Source organism: Sutcliffiella cohnii, assembly GCF_002250055.1.
In the GTDB taxonomy this organism is placed as follows: Bacteria; Bacillota; Bacilli; order Bacillales; family Bacillaceae_I; genus Sutcliffiella; species Sutcliffiella cohnii.
In genome coordinates this window covers 630,026-650,569 of record NZ_CP018866.1, presented here as the reverse complement: position 1 = coordinate 650,569, position 20,544 = coordinate 630,026, and the positions used below count along the sequence as shown (strand labels likewise).

20 protein-coding genes and 1 pseudogene are annotated in these 20,544 nt (G+C 34.3%); 3 read left to right on the top strand and 18 right to left on the bottom strand.

Annotation, left to right across the window (positions count from 1 at the left end):
- Nucleotides 1–2: 2 nt before the first annotated feature.
- The 5 genes from BC6307_RS03080 to pepF form a co-directional block, all read right to left on the bottom strand.
- On the bottom strand, nucleotides 3–761 hold the full coding sequence (locus BC6307_RS03080) for an iron ABC transporter ATP-binding protein (RefSeq protein ID WP_066419929.1): 759 nt from the start codon (nucleotides 759–761) through the stop codon (nucleotides 3–5).
- Nucleotides 758–1,705, bottom strand: coding sequence for an iron chelate uptake ABC transporter family permease subunit (locus BC6307_RS03075; protein ID WP_066419927.1), 948 nt, complete (start codon nucleotides 1,703–1,705; stop codon nucleotides 758–760). Before BC6307_RS03075 ends, BC6307_RS03080 begins: the two co-directional genes overlap by 4 nt.
- Nucleotides 1,695–2,648, bottom strand: coding sequence for an ABC transporter permease (locus BC6307_RS03070; protein ID WP_066419926.1), 954 nt, complete (start codon nucleotides 2,646–2,648; stop codon nucleotides 1,695–1,697). The genes BC6307_RS03075 and BC6307_RS03070 overlap by 11 nt, the downstream gene beginning before the upstream one ends.
- Nucleotides 2,649–3,020: 372 nt before the next feature.
- Entirely contained in the window at nucleotides 3,021–4,148 is a 1,128-nt protein-coding gene (locus BC6307_RS03065; protein ID WP_235858245.1) for a histidine kinase N-terminal domain-containing protein, read from the bottom strand.
- 210 nt (nucleotides 4,149–4,358) lie between these two features.
- Nucleotides 4,359–6,173, bottom strand: a complete 1,815-nt coding sequence (gene pepF, locus BC6307_RS03060; protein ID WP_066419925.1) for an oligoendopeptidase F — start codon at nucleotides 6,171–6,173, stop codon at nucleotides 4,359–4,361.
- A 267-nt stretch (nucleotides 6,174–6,440) separates the two neighbouring features.
- Here pepF and BC6307_RS03055 point away from each other — a divergent pair, with 267 nt between their 5' ends.
- Nucleotides 6,441–7,283 (top strand): patatin-like phospholipase family protein, encoded by an 843-nt coding sequence (locus BC6307_RS03055; RefSeq protein ID WP_066419924.1) that lies wholly within the window; start codon nucleotides 6,441–6,443, stop codon nucleotides 7,281–7,283.
- Nucleotides 7,284–7,430: 147 nt separating this feature from the next.
- On the opposite strand, the gene BC6307_RS03050 is transcribed toward BC6307_RS03055, so the two are convergent.
- Both BC6307_RS03050 and BC6307_RS03045 read right to left on the bottom strand, forming a co-directional pair.
- Nucleotides 7,431–8,405 (bottom strand): siderophore ABC transporter substrate-binding protein, encoded by a 975-nt coding sequence (locus tag BC6307_RS03050; protein ID WP_066419923.1) that lies wholly within the window; start codon nucleotides 8,403–8,405, stop codon nucleotides 7,431–7,433.
- 235 nt (nucleotides 8,406–8,640) lie between these two features.
- Nucleotides 8,641–9,396 (bottom strand): exodeoxyribonuclease III, encoded by a 756-nt coding sequence (locus tag BC6307_RS03045; RefSeq protein WP_066419922.1) that lies wholly within the window; start codon nucleotides 9,394–9,396, stop codon nucleotides 8,641–8,643.
- A gap of 91 nt (nucleotides 9,397–9,487) precedes the next feature.
- On the opposite strand from BC6307_RS03045, the gene BC6307_RS03040 reads away from it, so the two are divergent.
- Nucleotides 9,488–9,877 carry a hypothetical protein gene (locus tag BC6307_RS03040; RefSeq protein ID WP_066419921.1) on the top strand — a complete coding sequence of 130 codons (390 nt, stop codon included), beginning with the start codon at nucleotides 9,488–9,490 and terminating at the stop codon, nucleotides 9,875–9,877.
- Nucleotides 9,878–9,940: 63 nt separating this feature from the next.
- Here the strand turns inward: BC6307_RS03040 and BC6307_RS03035 are convergent, their stop codons facing one another.
- Together BC6307_RS03035 and BC6307_RS03030 are read right to left on the bottom strand one after the other, a co-directional pair.
- Nucleotides 9,941–10,489 carry a GNAT family N-acetyltransferase gene (locus BC6307_RS03035; RefSeq protein WP_066419920.1) on the bottom strand — a complete coding sequence of 183 codons (549 nt, stop codon included), beginning with the start codon at nucleotides 10,487–10,489 and terminating at the stop codon, nucleotides 9,941–9,943.
- Between the two features lie 15 nt (nucleotides 10,490–10,504).
- A complete protein-coding gene (locus BC6307_RS03030; protein WP_066419919.1) occupies nucleotides 10,505–11,383 on the bottom strand; it encodes a LysR family transcriptional regulator in 879 nt (292 codons plus the stop codon).
- A gap of 136 nt (nucleotides 11,384–11,519) precedes the next feature.
- On the opposite strand from BC6307_RS03030, the gene BC6307_RS03025 reads away from it, so the two are divergent.
- Nucleotides 11,520–12,575, top strand: a complete 1,056-nt coding sequence (locus tag BC6307_RS03025) for a citrate synthase/methylcitrate synthase (protein WP_066419917.1) — start codon at nucleotides 11,520–11,522, stop codon at nucleotides 12,573–12,575.
- A 487-nt stretch (nucleotides 12,576–13,062) separates the two neighbouring features.
- Here BC6307_RS03025 and BC6307_RS03020 read toward each other — a convergent pair whose 3' ends face one another.
- The 9 genes and pseudogenes from BC6307_RS03020 to BC6307_RS02980 form a co-directional block, all read right to left on the bottom strand.
- Nucleotides 13,063–13,572, bottom strand: a complete 510-nt coding sequence (locus tag BC6307_RS03020; RefSeq protein WP_066419841.1) for a chloramphenicol phosphotransferase CPT family protein — start codon at nucleotides 13,570–13,572, stop codon at nucleotides 13,063–13,065.
- A gap of 2 nt (nucleotides 13,573–13,574) precedes the next feature.
- Nucleotides 13,575–14,180 carry a tetratricopeptide repeat protein gene (locus tag BC6307_RS03015; RefSeq protein ID WP_066419843.1) on the bottom strand — a complete coding sequence of 202 codons (606 nt, stop codon included), beginning with the start codon at nucleotides 14,178–14,180 and terminating at the stop codon, nucleotides 13,575–13,577.
- Nucleotides 14,181–14,213: 33 nt separating this feature from the next.
- Nucleotides 14,214–14,453, bottom strand: a complete 240-nt coding sequence (locus tag BC6307_RS03010; RefSeq protein ID WP_066419847.1) for a DUF6154 family protein — start codon at nucleotides 14,451–14,453, stop codon at nucleotides 14,214–14,216.
- A 40-nt stretch (nucleotides 14,454–14,493) separates the two neighbouring features.
- Nucleotides 14,494–15,633: a GNAT family N-acetyltransferase gene (locus tag BC6307_RS03005; protein WP_066419849.1), complete on the bottom strand. Its 1,140-nt coding sequence runs from the start codon at nucleotides 15,631–15,633 to the stop codon at nucleotides 14,494–14,496.
- Nucleotides 15,634–15,748: 115 nt separating this feature from the next.
- Nucleotides 15,749–16,711 carry a calcium/sodium antiporter gene (locus BC6307_RS03000; RefSeq protein WP_066419852.1) on the bottom strand — a complete coding sequence of 321 codons (963 nt, stop codon included), beginning with the start codon at nucleotides 16,709–16,711 and terminating at the stop codon, nucleotides 15,749–15,751.
- Between the two features lie 30 nt (nucleotides 16,712–16,741).
- Nucleotides 16,742–17,246 (bottom strand): annotated as a pseudogene (locus tag BC6307_RS02995) (GNAT family N-acetyltransferase).
- 3 nt (nucleotides 17,247–17,249) lie between these two features.
- Nucleotides 17,250–18,158: an EamA family transporter gene (locus tag BC6307_RS02990; protein ID WP_066419853.1), complete on the bottom strand. Its 909-nt coding sequence runs from the start codon at nucleotides 18,156–18,158 to the stop codon at nucleotides 17,250–17,252.
- Nucleotides 18,159–18,507: 349 nt separating this feature from the next.
- Entirely contained in the window at nucleotides 18,508–19,518 is a 1,011-nt protein-coding gene (locus tag BC6307_RS02985; RefSeq protein ID WP_066419855.1) for an ABC transporter ATP-binding protein, read from the bottom strand.
- Nucleotides 19,511–20,530: an ABC transporter ATP-binding protein gene (locus BC6307_RS02980; RefSeq protein ID WP_066419856.1), complete on the bottom strand. Its 1,020-nt coding sequence runs from the start codon at nucleotides 20,528–20,530 to the stop codon at nucleotides 19,511–19,513. Before BC6307_RS02980 ends, BC6307_RS02985 begins: the two co-directional genes overlap by 8 nt.
- Nucleotides 20,531–20,544: the final 14 nt, after the last annotated feature.

Below are 20,544 nucleotides of genomic sequence, written 5' to 3'. Positions count from 1 at the left end.
TACTAAGAAAAGTACACACAAATTCTATTACATTGAATATTTTCTATATGAATATCCATATCATAAATTGTTTTCAAAATATCTGAATTAATAATGTGATCGGTAGCGCCTTCCTTAATTAATTTTCCGTCCTTTAAAGCAACAATATAATCTGAATATACAGACGCAAAATTTATATCATGGATAACAATAATAACTGTTTTTCCTCTTTCTTTTACTAGTCTACTTAATACCTTCATTATTTGAACGGAATGTTTCATATCAAGGTTATTCAGCGGTTCATCTAGTAAAATATATTCTGTATTTTGGGCAATTACCATTGCAATATAAGCACGTTGCCTTTGACCACCACTTAGCTGATCAAGAAACTTATGCTCCATCTCACCTAAGTCCATATACTGGATTGCATCATCAACATATTGCCAGTCTTCTTTTGTTAAATTACCTTGTGAATAAGGGAAACGTCCAAATGCAACTAACTCACGTACTGTAAGGCGAATATTGATTTGGTTAGATTGTTTTAATATTGAAATTTTCTTTGCTAATTCATTACTATTCCATCTATTTATATCTCTACCATCTATGCGAACTTTTCCTTCATCTTGCTTAATCAGCCTACTAACGATTGATAATAACGTACTTTTCCCAGCTCCATTCGGCCCGATAAAAGTCGTTATTTTCCCTTTTTCAATATTTACAGAAACATCTTCTACGACCTTTTTATTTCCATAGGCTTTACTTACACCTAAAACTTCAATCATTTTCTTGTCCCCCTTAGTAGAAGATATATGAAGTACACTCCACCAATAAAGTTGATAATGACACTTAGAGTTGTTGAGAACGTAAAGACTCTCTCTACTACGAGTTGCCCACCTACAAGTGCAATAATACTAATAAAAACAGATCCTATAAGTAAGTACTTATGCTTATACGTTTTCAAAAACTCATACGATACATTGGCTACTAGTAAACCTAAAAAGATAATTGGACCAACTAATGCCGTTGAAATAGAAACTAGAATAGCAATAACAATTAATAACCGTTTTACTGCATAATCATAGTCAACACCTAAGTTAATTGCCTCATCTTTACCTAACGATAGAACATCTAAGTAGTTGGCAAACTTCATAAAATAGAGTCCAACTAAAACGAGTACACCTATTGCAATAAAAATTAAATCTGTTTGTACATTATTAAAACTAGCAAACATTCTATCCTGTACAACCATAAACTCATTTGGATCAATTAGTACTTGCATGAACGTAGAAGCACTATCAAATAATGTTCCAAATATAATCCCTACAAGTAAAAGAAAGTATATATTGTTTCCTTCTCTTTTAAACAAGATTTTATAAAAGACTAAGGAAAATAACACCATTAATAAGATAGAGATAATAAAGTTCACATTTTTGTTGATTAAAAGAAAGCTAGTAGAACCAAATAAAAATATAATAAAAGTTTGTATTAAAATATATAAATTATCTAAACCTAAAAGACTTGGAGTCAAAATTCGGTTGTTTGTAATCGTTTGAAAGACGACGGTAGAAATTGCAATTGTTCCACCAGTGATGACGATTGCTAAAATTTTCATTCCTCTTCTAGGTAAAACATAACCCCAGTTACTACCTAACCCGATAAATAAATACGTTAGTATTAATGCGACTGATACTATTATTAATCCTGAAATCTTCCACTTAAGCTGCATAATTCTTTCTCCTCATTAATAGGTACAGGAACATTCCGCTTCCTATAACACCTACTGTTAAACCGATAGGGATTTCATACGGGTAAATAATCGTTCTACCAAGAATGTCACATACTAATACGAAGATTGCACCAATTAGGGCAGTATGAGATAGGTTTTTCTTTAAGTTGTCTCCTTGATATAAACTTACGATATTAGGAACAATTAATCCTAAAAACGGTATCATACCGACTGTTAACAATACCAATGTAGCTACTAACGCTACAATAATTAATCCGATATTAACTACTCGTTTATAATTCATTCCTAGGTTAACTGCGAATTCCTCTCCCATCCCAGCTACCGTAAATCGGTTAGCATAAAGATAGGCGATAGCCATTAAAGGAATACTTATATAGAGTAATTCGTACCTTCCTTGCATAATTAACGAAAAATTACCTTGTAGCCATGAAGACATATTCTGAATTAAATCGTTCTTGTACGCAAAGAAAGTAGTTATGGAACCTATAATATTACCAAACATTAAACCTACTAACGGAATAAAAATGGCATCTTTATACTTAACTTTATCTAATATTTTCATAAAAATGAAGGTTCCTAGTAAAGCAAAAATAAACGCAACAATCATTTTTTGGAACATGCTTGCAGATGTAAATAACATTAACGAAACTAGAACACCTAAACGCGCAGAGTCCATCGTTCCAGCAGTAGTAGGAGAAACAAACTTGTTTCTAGTTAATTGTTGCATGATTAAACCACAAATACTTAAAGAAACACCGGCAATAATAATACTTACTAACCGTGGTACTCGACTTATTAGAAAAATTTGTACTTCATCATCTCTCCAATAAATTAAGTCAAGTGGTGTAATGTTTTTCACTCCGATAAATAAGGAGATAATGGATAAAATTATTAGTAAGATTATTAAATACCTTCTTTTCATGTCTAGAACCCCTATTATGTTGCTTTTTATTTCACTAATTACGAAGTGATATTCATTATCATTTAAAAATAAAAATAAAAGTGATGCTCCGCACCAAAAATCTGATAACGATTCTCATTACCAGTAATAATTATATCTCTATAATCAATTGACAGTCAAGGTCTTTATACTGAAACTGAATTGAATTGTGGAACTATTTCACTTTTTCTTAACAATTTAATGATAGTTGTAATAGTGCAAAGGCAAAAAGCGTGGCGTGTACAAATCGAATTGAAAAATAAACTGTTAAACAGACACTAAAAAATGAGTATATACCTTGGATAAATCGAAAAGCACACTCAATAATAGAGTGTGCTTTAAACAATAACATCATTACACTTTTTCAAGCCTAGGTAGTTCAACTCGGAAGATTGTTTCTTCTCTTGATGATTTACATGTAATGGTACCGTTATGTTTTTCAATAATATTTTTACAAACGAAAAGCCCTATTCCTGTTCCTAACTCCTTTGTTGTATAAAATGGCTCGAATATCGTTCCAATTGTATTCTCAGGTATTTCCGGTCCATTGTTAGAAATTGAAACACCTACAAATCTTCCGTTTTCACAGTTCGTTATTTTTATTACTTTAGGTTTTTCTCTATTACTTAATGCATCAATTGAATTAATGATTAAATTTAGTAACACTTGTCTTAATTCATCTTTATTTCCTTCTAATATTACTTCGCACTCCATTTCTACCTTTACATCAACATCGGCGGCGACAATACTAGGGTACGTTAGTTGTAAAATGTTATCGATTACCTCATTTACGTTTATTTTTTCAGGCTTCCTACCAGGAATGTTAGCTTTAGAAGTATGCAAAAATTGTGTAATTCTGAAATTAAGTTGCTCTAATTCAACATCGATAATATCTAGATACTTTAATGTTGGGTACTCATCACGAAGCAGTTTAGTAAACCCAATTACTGCTGTAAGAGGATTACGAAATTCGTGGACGAAACTTGAAGACATTTGACCTAGTAATGCTAAGCGATCTTTCTGAGTTTCATGAATTAGTATTGTTTTTTCTTCCAGCTCTTTATCTTTTATTTCTGTATACTTTTTTACAGCATAATAACTAAATTGATCAAAAAGGTAATTAATCTTCTCTATTGCACTTTGCAAATCTTCTATTGGAATGTCTACTTTACTTATATATTTTAGAATGACAGTCCTTCCGAAATTAACATTAAAAACAAATTCCCCGATATTAATATTTGCTTCTACTCTTTCAAGAGCGACTTTAGTAGCTAGCTGTTTTAGTTCTTCATTCGAAATTAAGTCTTTTAATGCCTTTTTTACAAGTATGTACATTTGATAACCGTTATTTTTCACTTTATCTTTATGTATATCGTTATCGGAAAGCTTAATATAATGCTCCCACTCCATTAAAAATTCATCTTGGTTTTCTTGTAAAAAGAGAAATATTTTGTCGAAATTGGCTTTAGCTACATTACTCAAGAGACATTTCACCACCAAACAGAACTTTATATATTTAATTTCAACAAAAAGTGAGATTTTCCTTTATTTTTCACTAATATTAGAAAACTCACGAATCCATTGGACGAAACGAGTTTGTGTTAATCCTTCTTAATCGACTTTAATGAGTAAACCATATTTCTATAAACTAAAAACCCACCATTTATGGCGGGTTTTAAAAGATATTAGTTATTATTCATAACTTTTTTCTAATTCATCAATCAAGCTTCCTACAAATGCTACAGCTTTTTTAATTGGTTCTTGCGTTGACATGTCAACACCTGCGTGTTTTAACAGTTCTAAAGGAGTTTTCGTCCCACCCATTTTTAATACTTCTATCCAACGATCAACTGCAGGTTGACCTTCTTCTTTCATAAGTTGCGCTACTGCAGTAGATGCTGTTAAACCAGCAGAGTATGTGTATGGATATAGGCCCATGTAATAATGCGGTTGACGCATCCACGTTAAGCCAGCTCCTTCATCTAATTCCACAGTGTCTCCCCAGAAATTAGATAGAACTTCTGTTTTTTGTTCCGTTAACGTTTTCGCAGTAATGGGAGTACCAGCTTCCGCTAAAGCATACACTCTTCTTTGAAGCTCGCCTTCTAATAAATGTGTAACAAAATTATGATAGTATGTTCCTAAAAATTGAAGAATAATCCATCTTCTCATTCTTTTATCTTCTGTTGTACTTAATAAATGCTGCCCTAATAGTAATTCGTTCATCGTGGACGGTGCTTCTACAAAATACATAGACGGTCTTGTGTTAGAATATGTCTGATTTTTTCCAGCTAAGTAAAAATGTCCGGCATGTCCTAATTCATGCGTTAATATAAATGCGCCGCGCATTGTATCTGTCCAAGTAATCAAAATGTATGGGTGTACTCCATATGGACTTGCACAAAAAGCACCAGTAGATTTTCCAACGTTTTCAGCTAAATCTACCCATCGGTCCTTTAACCCCTTTTCCATAATTTCCACATACTCTGGTCCCATTACTTGAAGTGATTCTAATATAACTTTAGAAGCATCTTCATAAGTAGTTGTAGGGTTAAAATCAGGATCTAACGGTGCTTTCAAATCGCAGAACATTAGTTTATCTAATCCTAGTACACGTTTTTTCAATTTAGCAAATCGACGCATATGAGGTGCTAATTCTTTTTGAATAACATCTAATTGGTTGTTGTACATTTCTAATGAAACATCTTGTGGTTGCAGTAGCATATGTGTGACGGACTCATACCCGCGCAAACGAGAAAGAGTCACTTGTTTCTTAATTTCGGTTGAGTATGTAGCTGCAAAAGTGTTTTGATATTGCTTTAATGTATTTGTAAATGATTGAAACGCATTTCTTCGTACTTCCGTATTAGGTGATAATTCATATCTATCTTCAAACGTTGCAAAAGTTAAAGGTAGTTCCTTTCCTTGTTCATCTTGGAACGGAGCGAAAGCCATATCAGAAGATTTACTGCGCTGATACGTCATATATGGTGATGATAATACTTCCCCAAGCGCTGCTAACGTTTCTTCCGTTTCAGGATGCAATGTATGTGGTTTCGTTTCTAGCAGCTCATTTAAAGGCTTTTGGAAAACTTGCAACTTCGGTTCTTCTACTAAATACTTTTCTATCGTACCATCAGGTAAAGCTAATATTTCCGAATCGATAAAAGCAGTTGACGCTGAAACAGAAGCTAAAAATGAACCAACTAATGCTGATTGTGCTTGGCTCTCTGAATTTGTTCCGTCCTCTGCCTGTTGCAAATTAGCATAAGTAGCTACTCGCATCACACGAACATAAAGTGCTTCTTGTTGTGATAAGCATTCTAATAAATTGTTAGCTCCTTCGCCAAGTTTTCCTTTATATTGAGTAACTGTTGGCACCTCTTGTTTTATTGCTTCTAATTCTTCTTGCCATGCTTCTTTCGTTGGAAACAGGTCTGTTAAATCCCATTTTAGTTTTTCAGGTACTTCATCTCTTAAAGTATTTTTCACTTGTACATTTTGCATTCTGTTTACCCCTCTACTCAAATAATTTCGAAACTCTAAATATTTTTTATTATAAACGAATTGGAGTAATATTTGTACAATTATTCCGAAATTTCCATTTGTTTTTTTAAAACTCCATTCTCGCGAGTAGCGTTATTTTTTCTAATGCGTCTTTAACAGGTTAATCCTCTTTAGTACGTTCCTTATTACTTGCTAGCATATTTTCTGACAAATTATTTCCATTCTGTTAAAATAGTTTTATTCTAAATACAAAGAAGGTAATAAAATATGGAAAATGTTGGACTTGTACTTGAAGGTGGAGGAATGAGAGGGGTATATACAGCCGGAGTACTAGAGTACTTTATGAAAGAAAACCTTTACTTTCCTTATAGTATCGGAGTTTCTGCAGGTGCGTGTATGGCTGCTTCCTACCTATCTCGTCAAGCTGGTAGAAATAAAAAAGTTAATTTAGATTATGTCAATGATTGGCGATATTTCTCAGTTAGGAATTATTTTAAGAAGAGACAACTGTTCGGAATGGATTTTATTTTTGATGAAATCCCGAAAAGAATTGTCCCCTTTGATTTTGATGCATTCCAAAATAGTAATGAACAATTAGTAATCGGCACGACAGATTGTCATACCGGTGAAGCAGTCTATTTTAACAAAAGCGACCATGCAGAAAATATATTACCAATTATACGCGCATCTAGCTCTTTGCCTTTTGTTGCTCCGCCAGTGCATTACGATAATCGTATTTTACTAGACGGTGGAATAATTGATCCTATTCCAATTAGAAAAGCACAACAAGATGGTAAGCGAAAGAATATTGTTATATTAACAAAACCTGCTGGCTACTTTAAGAAACCAAGTAAGTTTTCGTCCTTTTTTCAATATAAAGAGTTTCCTAAAGTAAATGGCTTACTTCAAACACGCCATAGCGTTTATAACGAAACGATCGAATATTTATTGGAAGAAGAGAAAAAAGAGAATGTTATCGTATTACGGCCTAGTGTCGCCTTACCAGTTGGAAGAATGGAACGTAATCGAAGCAAATTAGAGATGTTATATGAACTAGGTATGCGTGATGCAGAAGAGCAGATTGGTAGGATAAGAGAGTTTATTCAATGATGTGAAAAGCAATATTAGTGAACTATGTGCTGTTACTTAAAGAGGCACTTAGTTCACTAACTGTTTCTTTTGGCAAAATGGGACGAAGTGTTCCTTCTTTTTACATAAAAAAACTCAGCACAACGCTGAGTTTTTCCATTTACTCTATTATTTTATTGAGCCTTCAATTTCTTTTACCATTTCTTGCACGGATGTTAAACCTCCACCAGAAAGGTACCAGTAGTTAGGGTCTAAATATACGATATTTCCGTTCTGATATGCTTTTGTTTTTTCTACAATTGCATTTTCAACTGTTTGTTTTGCGGAAGATTCACCAGCAACTGCTGCGCCACGGTCAATTACGAATAAATAGTCAGGATCTTGTTCTAAAATGTATTCGAAAGAAACGTTCATTCCGTGTGTAGATACTTCGATACCCGCATCAACTGGCGTGAATCCGAATTCATCATGAATAATTCCAAATCTAGAACCAGCTCCGTAAGCACTAATATTACCTTCGTTAGCTAAAACGATTAACGCATTTTTGTTTAATGCTGTTGCTTTCTCTTTTAACGCTTCAATTGATTCTTTAACAGTAGCAAGCTGCTGTTGAATAAATTCTTCTTGTTCAAAAATCTCACCTAATGTTTCCATATTTTTAGTGAAAGAGTTTAAGTAATCATTTGTATCTACACCTAAAAATATAGTTGGACCAATTTTAGATAGCTCATCATAAGATTCTGCTTGTCTTCCAGAGATAATAATTAAGTCCGGGTTAATTTCACTAATTTTTTCAAAATCAGGCTCTTTTAAACTACCTACATTTTCATATTTACTATCTTCATATTTTGATAAGTACGGAGGGATGTTCGCTTGTGGAACTCCTGCAACTTCAACATCCATTTGGTCTAAAGAATCTAAAATACCAAAATCAAAAACGACTACTTTTTCAGGACTTTTACTTACTTCCGTTGTTCCAAGTTCGTGCTCAATTGTAAGTGTAGCTACTTCAGAACCACTGTCACCATTTCCATTATCTCCACTACCGTTGTTAGCAGTACCAGATGTATTGTTAGACGTACCACATGCTGCTAAAACTGTCATAACTGTAATAAATAATAAAACACTTAACCATTTTTTCATTTTGTTCACCTCATATTTTTTATGTAAAGACAATATTGAAAAGCGTTCATTTAACTAGTTTGAACTAAACCCCCTACAAATGATTATGAGATTCATTATCATTTAATGCTAAATAAAAAAACGAATCTCCATTCGTTGATAATGATTATCATTAACAATGATAATTATATTAATAGATTGAAGAAACGTCAAGCATATTTTTTCAAAAAAAATAAAGCACTTCAAATGAAGTACTTTAACTCTTAATAGTTAATTGAATAGGACAATGATCGCTACCTAATACTTGATCATGAATATCAGCATCTACTAATCTATCCTTTAACGATTCTGAAACAATAAAATAGTCTATTCTCCAACCTATATTTCTCGCTCTAACATTTCTCATGTAAGACCACCACGTATAACAGTCACCTTTTGTTGGATAGAAATAACGGAAGGAATCGATGAACCCCTCTTTTAACAACTCGGTCATTTTCCCTCTTTCTTCATCGGTGAAACCTGAATTTCCCCTATTTGATTTGAAATTTTTTAAATCTAAGTCTTCATGAGCGACATTTAAATCTCCACAAAGGACGACTGGTTTCCCTTGATCAAGTTGCTTTAAATATTGTCTTATATTATCTTCCCATTGTAAACGGAATGGTAACCGCGCTAAGTCTCGTTGAGAATTTGGTGTATACATATTAACTAAATAAAAATCATCATATTCGAGCGTAAGTATTCTCCCTTCCGGCTCTGTATCTTCCTCCCCCACACCGTAACGGACGGAGATTGGTTTTATTTTTGTAAAAACAGCTGTTCCTGAATAACCTTTTTTCTCTGCGTAATTCCAATATTGGTAATAGCCTTCTAGTGGTAAATCTATTTGACCTTCTTGCAATTTACTTTCTTGAATACAAAAAATATCTGCGTCTACATCATGAAAATAGTCAAGAAAACCTTTTGTTACACAAGCTCTTAAGCCGTTGACATTCCAAGATATTAATTTCATATTTGTAGTACTCCTATTCTTTCTATTATAGTAACGGATAAAATATCCTTTTGTTGGAAATAGTAATGGTAAAACAATGGAGTGTGTAATAATGAACAATTTTATGGAACAATTTAAAAACTTCACAAAGCACTTAGGTGAAGAAGTGAAAGAGATTTTTAAACATGAACCTGTTGAAAAAATAAGCGTTCGGGACTTGTCCTCATTTATTATTTCTCATCCAAATACTAGAAAAATTGAACAAGAAATGCTGCACCTCACCTTTAACACATACCATCTTAACATAAATCCGTATCATTTAAGACTAGAAACGAAAGGCAAAAATAATGAACAAGTATTAGAAATTACTATTTGGACAACGGAACAAACCGTTTTATCATTTGATGGATATGAACATGAGGGGAATGTTTCAACTGAGGAGATACAAATCCCAAAATCGATATACGAAAAGCTGATGGGATCAGATAGTATGCTACATTAGATGAGACAAACTTCTGTTAATAGATATGAAAACGCCAGGAAAATATCCTGGCGTACATACTTATTATTTATTTTCTCTTCTATATTCTACTAACCAACAATCTCTATATTCTCCTTCATGCCATTCATGTTTTGGCATTAGTTTAACCTTTTTGAATCCACACTTTTCGTAACATGCAACAGCTCGTTCGTTCCATGCTTGTGGGTCCATCGCGATAACATCAACCTTTAATTCATTTATTAAATAATAAACCATCCCACGGACAAGTTCAGTACCTATCCCTCTATTCCAATAAGAACTCTCCCCAATGAATTGATCCATTCCATAAACAATTTCATTACGATTATTATAGCCATATTTGTCTTTATACTCTTCCTCAATTGGATAGTATTGAATGTATCCTATTTCAACTCCTTCATATTCGACAATACAACCTGTAACATAATGATCTTCCACATTAAAAAAGTGTTTCGTCACTAATTCAATATTATGCGGATTATCACGGCCTTCATAATATTGTAGGATAGTTGGATTAGAAAGCCACTTCGCAAGCAATGTTTTATCAGAGTCTTTAAGTTTTCTAACTAATAAGCTATCACGTTGAAAAATCATGCCTTTACCCCCTTCTTATATATAATACCTTTTTAAAAATGTTAAAAATTCCTTCTGTTTTTCATGGTGATATTTCATAATAGCGTACGTATTGGCGTCCGGTAATGAAAAGGAATGGGAGTACACTTCTAACAATCTGCCTTCAAGGAGCTCACGACGCACTGTTGATCTTGGAAGAAAGGATACACCTAGCCCTTCACTAATAAACCTTTTCGTTATATGGATTTGCGATACCTTCATCATTTTTACACTTGGTATTTTATTTTTTATCAATAAACTTAAGGTGTCCCAGTATGCTGGATGGTTATGAGTAAGAAGATAGTTATTTGTTAGTAGTTCCTCTTCATCTAACGGTGGAGCCGTTTCAAAATCTCTCCCATCATGAGGAGCAACAAAAACAACTTCATCCTTGTATAACATTTCCGAATGCAAGTTCGTATTCGTACTTTTTAAACAAGATAGCCCTAAGTCTACCTCCTCATTAAGTACAATTTCTTCAATATCAACGGACTCCGCTATTTTCACATCAATTTCTACATCTGGATAACGCTTCGTATAACTTTTTAACACAAACGGTAAAATAGTATCTGCTATTAACGGAGAAATCGCGATGGATAGTTTTTTTGTATAGCCTTGACTAAAAGAATTGATATCTTTCAATCCTTCTTCATATACATATAGCAATTTTTTTGCGTGTTCTAAATACCTCACTCCTTCTTCCGTTAATTTAACTCTCCTACCCTCTCTTTGAAAAAGTTTTATTCCTAACTCTTTTTCTAGAAGCTTTACATGAACCGTTACTGTAGGCTGTGAAATAAATAACACATCAGCTGTGCGTTTAAAATTTTCATATTCGGCAGCCGTAACAAATGTTTTTAACCACGCGAACTCCATAGCTTCCCCCCTAATTAATTATGTTTTTTAATTAATTAATTTAAAAATATTTAATTTTTTTAATTAACTATATTTTATAAAATGAACTTAAATAAGGAAAGGGGAGATTTTATGTTTCAGAAAGGTTTGAAAGGGGATTGTAGCTGCAGAAACAAAAATATGCGATATCGATGGAGAGAACGGCAAATTAATTTATCGCGGATATGAGATTGGAGAACTAACTAAAAATTATTCATTTGAGGAAGTAGCTTACCTTTTATGGTACGGTGAAATAGGAGAAAAACACCAACTTCAACAGTTTAATAAGGACTGGAAGGAATATCTCGACTTAACAGACACAACAAAAACAATAATAGATTCTCTTCCTCCAAACATGGACTTAATGGGTGTGATTCGTACCACTATCTCATCCTTAGGGACGATAGAATTTAACTGGAAACCTTCCATCTCACAAGCAATGTATTTAACGGCAATTGTTCCTTCTATTATCGCGTATCATACTAGACGTAAAAAAGGTTTAGATTATATTCCTCCAAATGATTGTTACGGTCATGTTGAGAACTTTCTATACATGTTAAACGGTAACGTTCCCGACCCAGCACATGTTTCCGCTCTAGAGACGTATATGATATTAACGATGGAACATGGCATGAACGCATCTACTTTTTCGGCAAGAGTAACTGCCTCTACTGAATCAGATATCGTTTCTGCTATCACCTCTGCTATTGGGACGATGAAAGGACCGCTTCACGGTGGTGCACCTTCTGGAGTAATTGACCTACTAAATGAAACAGCCAAACTTGAAAACATAGTGGAGTATATTAGAACTAAAATATTAAATGGTGAAAAATTAATGGGCTTTGGTCATCGTGTTTATAAAACTCACGATCCGAGAGCCATGGCGTTAAAGGAGAAACTTACAAAATTTGTTGGTAAGGATGAATGGCTTGACCTTGCAATGGAAGTGGAACAAATATGTATTGACCAATTAAACGAATTAAAACCTGGACGCTCCTTATATACTAATGTGGAATATTATGCTGCTGCCATAATGAAGGCGATTGATTTTCCCCCAGAAATGTTCACTCCAACCTTTACCGCTAGTAGAATGGTAGGCTGGACCGCCCACGTACTTGAACAAGCCGAAAACAACACGATATACCGCCCTCAATCAATCTATGTTGGAAAGTAACATTTCTCTAGAACACACATTAAAAGAAAGAGGCTGAGACAAAACTAAAATGATCATGATAAAAAAACAATCGCAGAATTAGCGGAGGAAATATACGTAGACTCCTCGAAAAATGCCTCCGCATTTTTCTTCGTGCGATGTTTCGCTGCCGAAGCCTTCCTTGTCCTGCGGGAGCAAAGGCATAGGTGAGAAGATAGCAGTGCTTTAGCACGAGGAGGCTCACCAGCACGAAAAGCGGAGGGCGTTCGATCAGCGGCGTACAAACTGGACCAATCCGGTAGGAGATATAGGAAACACGACGAACGACAGTGTGTCGATGTTGACTTATCGTACGGACGGATTGGGAGGTTTGCTAGCCGCTAACGCCCGGAGCTAGCCAAGCCCGCGGAAAGCGAAGTATATTTCCGGAGCGGGTTATTTCCACTCTACTATTTTTTGTTCGTTTTTTACTTTGATAAAAATAGTTGTGTCCCAACCTCCTTCTACTTTAAAATGCTTTTACGTTTAGTTTTTGAATAATTTTATTTACACAATCGGAACGTTGTTCAATGAACGTATTTACTTCGACATCATACACTTCATCATTTTGATGAACAAATAATAATTGCTCTTTACTTTGGCCAATTCTTCTATCTCCTCTTGCCAGTTCTCTTCTAGCCAATTCCTCAACCGGGCAATGGACACCAACATAAAAGACAGGATAGCCGTTTAAAACTTCAAACCAATCTTTTAATGTTAATTGATCGTGCAAAATATGATCAACTACAAGATTCACACCACTATTTGAAAACATTGCAATATTACGATGAAAATAGTACTCCGTTGGGATAGGAATTAATTTACCTTCCTGCCTATCTTCCATTTTTTCAATAATGTAATCATAGTCATCAATACTAAAATGAAAATAGTGAGGTAAGACAGCTACTAACTCCCTTGATAATGTAGACTTTCCAGAACTTGAAACACCGTTTAATAGTATTATTTTTCCTTTTTCCATAGTTAAATACTAGAATAAGGGAGTGTTTTTTCTTTTAACATCTTATATCCCAATTGAATTGCGTCTTTAGTAGACTTAATAAGTGCTTTATCCCCTTTTTTCACCCTTATTTTAAGCGCTTCTGTTAAGCTGATAATGGACTCTTCTAATCTGTCTAATTCTAAAAGACATTTTCCTTTATGTTGATAGGCAAAATCAATCAACGATATTAAATTTTCCTCATTGCATACGGTTAATGCCTTTTCAAAATACGTTAGTGCCTCTTCTAACTCATTATTATATTTCTTCGCTTCTCCTAATCTAATTAAAGTCGTAACATACTTATTGTTATCGCTCACTCGTAAAGCAATATCTATTGCTTGTTCTAAGTAGAAGATCGCTTTTTCCGGTTCTTCTTTTATTCTATAAAGATTACCTAAAGATCCGAAATAGATAAATTGCACATCATCATTTTTACTTGCTACCTTCCCAATTTCTTCAACATTTTGAATGATTGTCTCTAACTTTGATAGATTTTCTACTTTTTCACGAAGAAAGTGATTTTCATCAAAATAAACCAATTCCTGTAACTTTTCCATTTCATTTCTTATTCTTTGTATGGAATCCATTTTGCTTTCCTTTCTAAATGTTGTTTCACTACTTTAATGTAGTCTGGTATCTCTTTCAATATAGCCGTCTTTTGCCATCTTTGTTTTTAAGTTTTCTACTAAATAAAATCCTAACAAACCGTACAATTCTTCATCTTCTAATTCCCCTAACAACCTCAAAACGTCTACCCGCTCTAAATCATCTAAAATGGCTGCTGCAATTATTTCTGCATCAAATTCAGAACCAGTAAATTGATCTCGATAAAAAGTGTATAATTCATCTACAAATCTCATTATTTCACCCTTTTATTGCTTTTATCTTCATTATTACCAATTAAAAGAAATCGTAAAAATATGTTTGTTGTATAGGTATTAAATCTTCGAGCTTTTCTATTTGTTCTTTTTTGCCTGTAATAAAACCAGCCTCATATAGTTCTCTTGGTCTTTTATAGCCGAATGTTAGGGAAGAAAAAGTATTAATCGTCATTTCCATTTCTTCAGAATGATTACTGGATTTTTCTTCTCCTATTAGAAACGTTTGTTCATTCCACGGAGCAAAAGTATCTGTTATTTTTATTTTCACACTTTCTCTACTTTTGTTAAACTTATATTGTTTTATAAATGCTTCAACATTTACAATCCGCGTCATAAAATAAGGAGAAACTTCCATTTTTATATTAGGGTTTACGAGTGAGTAGATGAGTGGATCTCTCTCGTTCGTTATTATTTCAAGCGTATTAACCATGGAATCGTGTTGGCATATAAAATTCCATAGCCCGTTTCTTGCCCCTTTATCGAGAGCCACAAATTCTTCCACTTCCATTTTCGAATCTTTAATGGAATATAATAAATACCCAGTAGGCACTATATCTTCGTAGTAAATAGCAGCATGTAAACCTTCCGTAATTTGTTCCCACCAATCTTTACTACGTACAAGCATACCCGAGAACGTACTAGCATACTGATCATACACAGTACTTAAATCAGTAAAGTCACTCACATCACGGTACCGCTTAATTTTTCCGGTATTTGTATCAGTAGGCAACATTACTAAGTCACTCTTCGTAAATGTGCATTTCAATCGATTAGACAGCACTTCCCACCCATATTTTCTATAAAACGGGATAGAGAACGGATGTAGCATCGAAACAGTGTACCCTTCCTCTTTCATTACGTGTAAACTATGAGTTAGCAACTCTTTAACATATCCCTTTCTGCGATATTCTGGATATGTTGCAACACCTGCAATTCCGCCCATCTTCCACTTTTGCTCACCTAAATGTATCTCGAACGGTAATAGATGTAATTTGGCTACTAACACATCGTCCTCTAATATTCCATACAGTATATGGTTTTTTTTCATACGTTCTATTCGTTTTTCTATTTCATCTAAAGGCACTTTATATTGGAAAGCATATTCAGATAATTGGATAGCTTCCTTATATTTATCTTCTTTCATTTTTTTGACTAACATTATAATCCTCCTACTCGTTTGTTTTACTCTATTAAGAATATTCGGTAGGGTTGCAGCAATATCCTTTATTAAAGATTTGCACATGAAAAAAAGCAGCTAATAATAGCCACCTTTTTCAATTTCTTAAAATAATGAAAATCATATACGCAATATATGTCGTTGCGAGTACTAATCCCTCTATTTTCCCTACTCTATAACGTGTTCTAGAGAAAATTAATAAAATGAATGTCATAATGATCATAAATATTGCATCTACAAACACCTTACCATTAACCGCTAACGGTGACACAACCGATGCAGAACCTAACACAAAGAGGATATTAAATATATTACTTCCCACTATATTTCCTAATGCAATTTCACTTTGTTTTTTAATTGCTGCTGTTATAGACGTAACTAGTTCTGGAAGTGACGTCCCAATTGCAACGATTGTTAATCCGACTAATGTTTCACTCATTCCTAATGCGTAAGCGATTTCTGTACTATTTTTTACAACTAAATCACCACCATAAATAATGGCAGCTAAGCCGATCAGAGTGAATACAATATTTTTACCCCATGTAATATTTTCAGTCGCTGCCGCTTCATTGATATTGTTAGTTTGCTCGCGACTATTTCTTGCGACTTCAAATATGTAGTACATGAAAATGAGAAAAAATAACAGAAGAATTATTCCGTCACTTCTTGTTATTAAATTTACACTTGAAACTTTTAACGCTATATCACTCATTACTACTAAAAGTGCGACACTCGCTAAAAGAGTAAAGGGGATTTCTTTTCTAATTGTTTCACTTTCCACCTTTAACGGATTTAAAAAGGCAGTTAATCCAATTACGAGTGTAATATTAAATATATTACTTCCAATAACGTTTCCTAACGCAACATCTGCATTTTCTTCCAAAGATGCAATTATACTTACTGTGGCTTCAGGAGAACTAGTACCAAAAGCTACAATTGTTAAACCGATTAATATCGGTGGTACTCGTAATAAACTAGAAATATTGGAAGCTCCTTTTACAAAAAAGTCGGCCCCTTTTATTAATAGGGCAAAGCCGACTACAAGTAATAAGTAATTCAAATAAACTCCTCCATGACTTTGTAATTTGTATTAGTCTAAAAATAAAACCATATGCTTTTCATCATAATACGTTTCGTTTACTTTCAATGCCTTCTTTTCTGTTCCATAGACTTGAAAGCCAACACTACTGTATAATCCTTTTGCACTCTCATTTGATGCAACGACTGTTAAGTTTTATTTTTATGACTCCTTCTAATCTATTTACCTCCTCAATAGTAGCTTGTATTAGTGCCTTTGCAACACCTGTACCTCTTGCATTTGGTGAAACATACATCGCAAATATGTTTGCTCGATGCCTCAATTTTATTGCTTTTTCCCGTACTAGCGTTACCATACCTACTAATTTATTTTCTTTAAAAGCACCAAAAGTATAACTACCTTTTGTAATTAAATTTTGTTGGACTTCTTCAATTGGGTTGTCTTTTTGTACCGCCTCTTCGTAACTTGAAGCAAACGCCTCAGGGTTTTGTTTTAATGCCTCTAATCTTAAGTTCCAATATGTTTCTGCATCTTCACTTACTAACTTTCTTACCAACATTTATCCTCCAACCTTTCGAATCGTGACTGGCACATCACCATCATTTTTTAATTTTTTCGGTTTCATTGAAATAATAATTATCGCTATAAAAATACAAAATACTCCTATCCAAGATATCCAATTTAATGTCTCCCCAATTAGAAAAACACCTAATAATGCAGCTGTCATCGGCTCAGCCAAAGTAAGCGTAACTGCAGTAGAACCACTAACATTCATTAATCCTTTTGCAAATAAAAGATATGCGAAGGCAGTTGCAATAACACCAATATACAAACTAGATACGAAGCCATTAACCTCTAGGAACCAAGTAAGGTCAAAAAGAAATAATGATGGTAGTAAACACATTCCACTCAATGTAAAAACAACTGCAACTACTGCATTAGGTGAATGACTTTTTATCAATTGCTTACTCACTAACGTATAACCAGCAAACGAGGTACCTGCAGCAAAGGCACAAACAACACCTGTCATATTTAGGGACACTGCATCTTTTTGAATAAAAAGTAATAAACAGCCAATTATCGCAACACTCGTAGCAATCCCCCATTGTTTCGTCGGTCGTTTTTTCTGTACGATCCATTCAAGCAATCCAGCAGTAATAGGTGCACTTCCAATTCCAATAACAGTACCTACCGCAATACCGGTCATACTCACTGCTGTAAAAAAGAACGGTTGGTAAAGCGTCATACAGATAACTGCTAGAAATAGTAATTTTTTCGGCCAATTATGAAACGATATATTACCTTGTATCCAAATAAATACGAATAGCGTTAACCCACCAATCGCTAGTCGCATCGCTCCAAAAGAAATAGGATGAACACCCGCTGGAGCTAAAGCTTGAGCTGTACCTGTTGTTCCCCAAAGTATCGCAGCAACTAAAACAAACAATATAGAAACTCTTCCTCGCAACGGTTCATTCTCCTCATTTCCGTTTTCATTTCCTATAATAATTCTACAATAATTCTACTTTACGTTATATTTTTCCTGCTTCCGTTTTAACACTAATTTTTTGTATATATTTGATAAACAGAAACACACTTGGTGACTTAGTTTTACTCCTTCTACAACTTTACCTATATTTTGCTGTCATTTAAATGAATTTATTTATTTTAGTTTAAGGGATGTAGCACTATTACAATTAAAAATTTAATCCTCATAGTGCTCTACAAGTTTTTATAACCATGTGTTCATCTCACAAAAAAAAGGTCCAAAAAGTCAGTCTCTACTGACCTTTTGGACACCCCTGCTTTTTTCTATATTAATAATTTGCAGTTAATTTACTATAATCTACTGAGCCTTCTTCCACAAGGTGGCATGCTACTTGTTGTGTAGCACCCGGAATCGAATGTAGTTTCGGTTCTTCGGAAGCACAACGTTCCATAGCATAAGGACATCTTGTATGAAAACGGCAACCTTGTGGTGGATTAATTGGAGAAGGTACATCTCCTTTTAGGATAATACGTTCTTTTTTCTGCTCAATGTTTGTACTTGGTATCGCTGATAGTAAAGCTTTCGTATATGGGTGTTGTGGGTTTTCGAACAACGATTTTTTATCAGCAACCTCTACAATCTTCCCAAGATACATAACGATAATTCGGTCAGATATATGGCGAACTACTCCTAAATCATGAGAAATAAATAAATACGTTAATTTAAACTTACGCTGTAAATCCTTTAGTAAATTTAAAACTTGAGCTTGAATCGATACATCTAGAGCCGAAACAGCCTCATCACAAATAATTAACTTAGGATTTACTGATAATGCCCGTGCAATACCGATACGTTGACGTTGCCCTCCACTGAATTCATGAGGATGTCGGTCAATTTGATGAGCTCCGATTCCTACCGTTTCCAGCAAATCTATAACTTTTTGTCTTCTTTCTCGTCTCGGTACAACATTTTGAATTTCTAACGCCTCTTCAATAATTTGGCTAACCGTTTGACGAGGATTTAGCGATGCGTAAGGGTCTTGGAATATTATTTGTAGGTCCTTCCGCTTTTTACGCATTTTCGATTTACTTAATGCTAGTAAATCTTCACCTTCAAATACTATTTCCCCTTCCGTAGGATCTTCTAATCTTAAAATTGCACGACCAGTTGTTGATTTCCCACAACCAGACTCTCCTACAATACTAACCGTTTCTCCTTCATTCACTATAAAGCTTATATCATCAACAGCTTTTACATGATTAACTGTGCGGCCTAACATACCCCCCTTAATAGGAAAATATTGTTTTAATCCATTTACTTCTAAAAGTGGCTTACTCATGGCTAGCCGCCACCTCCTCGTTTTCCCATTTATCTGTATGGATCCAGCATCTTACTTGATCCCCATCTGCTGTTTCAACTAACTCTGGTAGTTCTGCATGACATATTTCTTTTGCATGAGGACAACGTGGTGCGAAACGGCATCCTTTCGGTAAGGCGAATGGACTCGGTACCGACCCTTGAATGACAGATAAGTCCCCTTCATACTCTTGATCATGTTTTGGTACAGAGTTTAAAAGCCCAACTGTATAAGGGTGTTTAGGGTCTGTGAAAATTGTTTTTACATCTGCATATTCAACTACTTTTCCGCAATACATAACGGCTACTTTATCACACATTTCTGCTACAACTCCAAGATCATGTGTAATCATCATTAATGATGTACCTAACTCTTCTTGTAGCTTTTTCATCAACTCTAAAATTTGCGCTTGAATGGTTACGTCTAACGCAGTAGTAGGTTCGTCAGCGATTAAAAGTTCAGGATTACACGAGAGTGCAATTGCAATCATGACACGCTGCCTCATTCCACCTGATAGTTCAAATGGATATTGCTTCGCACGACTTTCTGGAGAAGGAATTCCTACTAGCTTTAACATATCAACCGCTTTATTCCATGCATCCTTTTTGTTTAACTTTTGGTGAATTCGTATGCTTTCGGCAATTTGCTCTCCACAAGTTAATACTGGATTCAAGGAAGTCATTGGTTCTTGGAAAATCATCGAAATATTATTTCCGCGTATTTTCATCATTTCTTTTTTTGATTTCGCTAATAAATCTTCTCCTTTAAAGAAAACATTTCCACCAACTACTCTTCCAACTGGTTCTTCCAACAAGCGAAGAATAGATAAGGACGTTATACTTTTTCCAGAACCGGATTCCCCAACGATTCCTAGTGTTTTCCCTTTTTCTATTTCAAAATCTACACCATCAACAGCCTTTACTTCACCTTCATCCGTGAAAAAGGATGTACGTAGACCTTTCACTTCAAGTATCACATTATTAGTTGTCGTCATTCCTTTTCACCACC

Bases quoted from the DNA above. Each gene is read 5' to 3' on its own strand.
- BC6307_RS03080 (WP_066419929.1), bottom strand. From the start codon at position 761: ATGATTGAAGTTTTAGGTGTAAGTAAAGCCTATGGAAATAAAAAGGTC.
- BC6307_RS03075 (WP_066419927.1), bottom strand. From the start codon at position 1,705: ATGCAGCTTAAGTGGAAGATTTCAGGATTAATAATAGTATCAGTCGCA.
- BC6307_RS03070 (WP_066419926.1), bottom strand. From the start codon at position 2,648: ATGAAAAGAAGGTATTTAATAATCTTACTAATAATTTTATCCATTATC.
- pepF (WP_066419925.1), bottom strand. From the start codon at position 6,173: ATGCAAAATGTACAAGTGAAAAATACTTTAAGAGATGAAGTACCTGAA.
- BC6307_RS03055 (WP_066419924.1), top strand. From the start codon at position 6,441: ATGGAAAATGTTGGACTTGTACTTGAAGGTGGAGGAATGAGAGGGGTA.
- BC6307_RS03050 (WP_066419923.1), bottom strand. From the start codon at position 8,405: ATGAAAAAATGGTTAAGTGTTTTATTATTTATTACAGTTATGACAGTT.
- BC6307_RS03045 (WP_066419922.1), bottom strand. From the start codon at position 9,396: ATGAAATTAATATCTTGGAATGTCAACGGCTTAAGAGCTTGTGTAACA.
- BC6307_RS03040 (WP_066419921.1), top strand. From the start codon at position 9,488: ATGAACAATTTTATGGAACAATTTAAAAACTTCACAAAGCACTTAGGT.
- BC6307_RS03035 (WP_066419920.1), bottom strand. From the start codon at position 10,489: ATGATTTTTCAACGTGATAGCTTATTAGTTAGAAAACTTAAAGACTCT.
- BC6307_RS03030 (WP_066419919.1), bottom strand. From the start codon at position 11,383: ATGGAGTTCGCGTGGTTAAAAACATTTGTTACGGCTGCCGAATATGAA.
- BC6307_RS03020 (WP_066419841.1), bottom strand. From the start codon at position 13,572: ATGGAAAAAGGAAAAATAATACTATTAAACGGTGTTTCAAGTTCTGGA.
- BC6307_RS03015 (WP_066419843.1), bottom strand. From the start codon at position 14,180: ATGGATTCCATACAAAGAATAAGAAATGAAATGGAAAAGTTACAGGAA.
- BC6307_RS03010 (WP_066419847.1), bottom strand. From the start codon at position 14,453: ATGAGATTTGTAGATGAATTATACACTTTTTATCGAGATCAATTTACT.
- BC6307_RS03005 (WP_066419849.1), bottom strand. From the start codon at position 15,633: ATGTTAGTCAAAAAAATGAAAGAAGATAAATATAAGGAAGCTATCCAA.
- BC6307_RS02985 (WP_066419855.1), bottom strand. From the start codon at position 19,518: ATGAGTAAGCCACTTTTAGAAGTAAATGGATTAAAACAATATTTTCCT.
- BC6307_RS02980 (WP_066419856.1), bottom strand. From the start codon at position 20,530: ATGACGACAACTAATAATGTGATACTTGAAGTGAAAGGTCTACGTACA.